This window comes from uncultured Cetobacterium sp., from assembly GCF_945952365.1.
Lineage (GTDB): Bacteria > Fusobacteriota > Fusobacteriia > Fusobacteriales > Fusobacteriaceae > Cetobacterium_A.
Genome location: NZ_CAMFHX010000058.1, coordinates 1 through 3638, shown reverse-complemented (window position 1 = coordinate 3638; position 3638 = coordinate 1). Strand labels below are relative to the sequence as shown.

2 protein-coding genes are annotated in these 3638 nt (G+C 28.7%); one reads left to right on the top strand and one right to left on the bottom strand.

Features of this window, described 5'->3' with window-relative positions; all coding sequences use genetic code 11:
- Positions 1 to 525, bottom strand: a 525-nt coding sequence (locus Q0O83_RS11780; protein WP_294097325.1) for a recombinase family protein, incomplete at its 3' end; no start/stop codon positions are given.
- A gap of 131 nt (positions 526 to 656) precedes the next feature.
- Between Q0O83_RS11780 and Q0O83_RS11775 the strand changes: the two genes are divergently transcribed.
- Entirely contained in the window at positions 657 to 3620 is a 2964-nt protein-coding gene (locus Q0O83_RS11775) for a Tn3 family transposase (RefSeq protein WP_294097323.1), read from the top strand.
- The last annotated feature ends 18 nt before the right edge of the window (positions 3621 to 3638 follow it).

The following is a 3638-nucleotide window of genomic DNA, read 5'->3' as shown; positions in this document are numbered from 1 at the left end:
TGTAATTTCACAGATTTGTTTTACTGTCATTTCACCCTCTTGATAAAGTTTTAAAGCGTAATTCATTCCAGCATGATTATTGTGATATTTTTTTACTCTTCCTTTAAATTTACCCTCTCTTTTAGCTATTTCAATACCTTCTCGTTGCCTCATTCTTATTAAATCTCTTTCAAGTTGGTTAACACCCGCCATTATTGTTATTAAAAATTGACTATATGGATTTTCTTCAGATAAATCTAACCAAGTATCTTTTAAAGATTTTAAATATGCTTTTTTTCCTCTAATTAAATCTATTAATAAAAATAGATCATGAGTACTACGAGTAATTCTTGTTAAATCAGTTACATAAATAACATCTCCACATTCAATTTCTTTCAACATATTTTGTAATTCTAATCTATTCATTGTAGCTCCAGAAATTTTTTCTTCAAAAATAATATCCATCCCAATTTCTAGAAGTTGTTGTTTTTGCCTCGCTAAATTTTGATCTTCAGAACTCACACGAATATACCCTATTTTTCTCATTTTTATTCCTCCTCTTTGAGACAAGTCTTATGAGACTCTACAAACCTATATTTTATCACGGTTCTTATTTTGTATCAATAGAGTCTACTCTATTGATATAATATTAAAAATACAATTAAAGGAGTTACAATATGTCATTAAGAGGAAAAGAGTTATTTTCTCAAGAGCAAAGAGAAATGTTCATGAAAATACCTGAAGATGAATTATCTTTAGCAAGATATTACACATTTTCAAAATATGATTTAGAAATTATTCAAAGACATAGAAGAGATGAAAATAAAATAGGATTTGCTTTGCAATTAGCAGTATTGAGATATCCCGGTTGGCCATATAGCTACATTAAGTCTATTCCAAAGATAGTAATAAGTTATATTGCAAAACAAATAGGGACTGGAATAGTACCTGCTAGAAGATATCCACAAAGAGATAATACTCTTTGGCAACATATGAAAGAGATTAAAGAGGAATATGGTTTTATTTCTTTTGGTGAAGTTGAACAAAAGAAAGTATTTAACTATATCTATAAATTAAGTTTAGAAAATGAAGATACCTTATATCTTTTTGATGAGTGTTTGAATTTTTTTAGAAAAAATAAAATTATACTTCCTGGTATAACTACTATTGAGAACCTAATATGGGAAGCTAAAAACGAAGCAGAAAAAATACTTTTTGATACTTTAAATAATTCTCTTTCAGAAGAGCAAAAAGAAAAGTTAAATTCTACTCTATTAGTTCAGCCTAATATAGAGGAGCGAAGCAGAACAACCCTTGGTTGGTTAAAAACTCCAACTGGCTTTCCTTCTCCAGAAACTTTTTTAAAGTTGGCTGATAAAATCGAGTATATAAAAGATTTACATCTTGATATTTCTTTAGTTCAACATTTTCACTCAAATAGATTATTACAACTCTATAGAATGGCTATGAGATATGAACCTTATGCTTTTAGAGATTTCAAAGAAAATAAAAGATATGCACTATTAACAATTCTTTTAATAAATCTTTCTAAAGACCTGATAGATAAGGCTTTTGAAGTTCATGATAGACAAATGTTAACACTGATTTCAAAAGGAAGAAAAGCTCAAGAAGAGATACAAAAGAATAATGGGAAAAAGTTAAATGAAAAAATAGTTCAATTTGCAAGTATAGGAAAATCTTTAATTAAAGCCAAAGAGGAAGGTGTAGATCCTTTTAAAGCTCTTGAAACTATTGTTAATTGGGAAAATTTTGTTTTATCTGTAAATGAAGCTGAGAAATTAGCAAGGCCAGTAGATTATGATTATTTAGATTTATTAGAAAAAAGATTTTATTTTTTAAGAAGATATACTCCGAAATTTTTACATCTATTAGAGTTTAAATCTATAAAAGCTAATGAATCTTTAATTGAAGGAATTGACATACTTAAAGATATTAACGAGAGTGGAAAAAGAAAAATTCCTGAAGATGCTCCAATAGATTTTATCTCTAAAAGATGGAGTAAATACGTATTTGAAAAAGATAACAGTATCAATAGACATTACTATGAAATGGCCGTTCTCTCTGAACTTAGAGAACATATTAGAGCTGGAGATATATCTATTTCTGGAAGTAGACAGTACATGGATTTTGAAGAATATTTATTTTCAAAAGATGAATGGCAAGAAGCTAAAAATTTTTCTAGATTAGCTGTGAGCTTAGAATTGGAAGATTATTTTACCGAGAGAAAATTAAGCATGGATAAAAGGCTGAGATGGTTTTCTAAAAATATTAATCAAATAAAAGGAATCTCTATTGAGAATGGAAAAATTTCAATTTCAAGATTGGAAAAAAATATTCCTCTAGAAGCAGAACAACTGAGTTCAAAATTATATAAACTTATACCCAGAATTAATTTAACTGATCTTTTAATAGATGTTGTAAATATAACAGGATTCCATGAAGAGTTTATTCATGCATCAACGAATAAAAAGCCAGATAACAGTGAAAAAATAACTCTAATAGCAGCTTTAATAGGAATGGGAACAAATATAGGTCTTACAAAAATGGCAGATGCTGCTTCAGGGATATCGTATAAGCAAATGGCATATATTTCACAGTGGAGAATGCATGAAGATGCTTTAAATAGAGCTCAAGTTAACCTTGTTAATTTTCATACTAAACTAAACATGTCAAAATATTGGGGTGATGGAACTACTTCATCTTCGGATGGGATGCGTATGCAATTAGGAGTTACATCGCTTCATGCTGATTCTAATCCTCACTATGGGACTGGAAAAGGTGCTACTATTTATAGATTTACAAGTGACCAATTTTCATCTTTCTATACGAAAGTAATTAATACAAATTCTAGAGATGCTACTCATGTTTTAGATGGGCTTTTAAATCATGAAACTGATTTAAATATATTAGAACACTACACAGATACAGCTGGATATACTGATCAAGTATTTGGACTTACTCATCTTTTAGGATTCAGATTTGCTCCTAGAATACGTGATTTATCCGATGTAAAATTATTTTCTTTAAGTGAAACAAAGGTATCCAAAAATCTTGAAAGTATTTTAAAGGGCAAAATTAATGAAAAGATTATAAAAGAAAATTATGATGATGTTTTAAGATTAGCATCCTCAATTAGAGAAGGTAAAGTTAGCTCTTCACTAATATTAAGTAAATTAGGATCTTACTCTCGGCAAAATAGTATTTCTACAGCATTAAGAGAGATGGGGAAAATAGAAAAAACTATTTTTATTTTAGATTACTTATCAGATGAAAAGTTAAGAAGAAAAATTCATAGAGGTTTAAATAAAGGAGAAGCTATGAATGGTTTAGCAAGAGCTATTTTCTTTGGAAAGCAAGGTGAATTGAGAGAAAGGACTATCCAAAATCAACTTCAAAGAGCAAGTACACTTAATATTATTATAAATGCTATTAGTATTTGGAATACGATTTACTTAGAAAAGGCTGTTCAATATTTAAAAACTATTGAAGAGGTTGATGAGGCTTTGTTAAGCAACATATCTCCACTTGCTTGGGAGCATATTAATTTTTTAGGGGAATATAAATTTGATTCAGATTGTACTACTTCTTTAGAATTTTTAAGAGAGCTAAATATAGATTAAGCATTGAAAATAAAGGGG

Excerpts from the sequence above, each read along its gene's own strand:
- Q0O83_RS11775 (WP_294097323.1), top strand. The coding sequence starts at position 657 with ATGTCATTAAGAGGAAAAGAGTTATTTTCTCAAGAGCAAAGAGAAATG.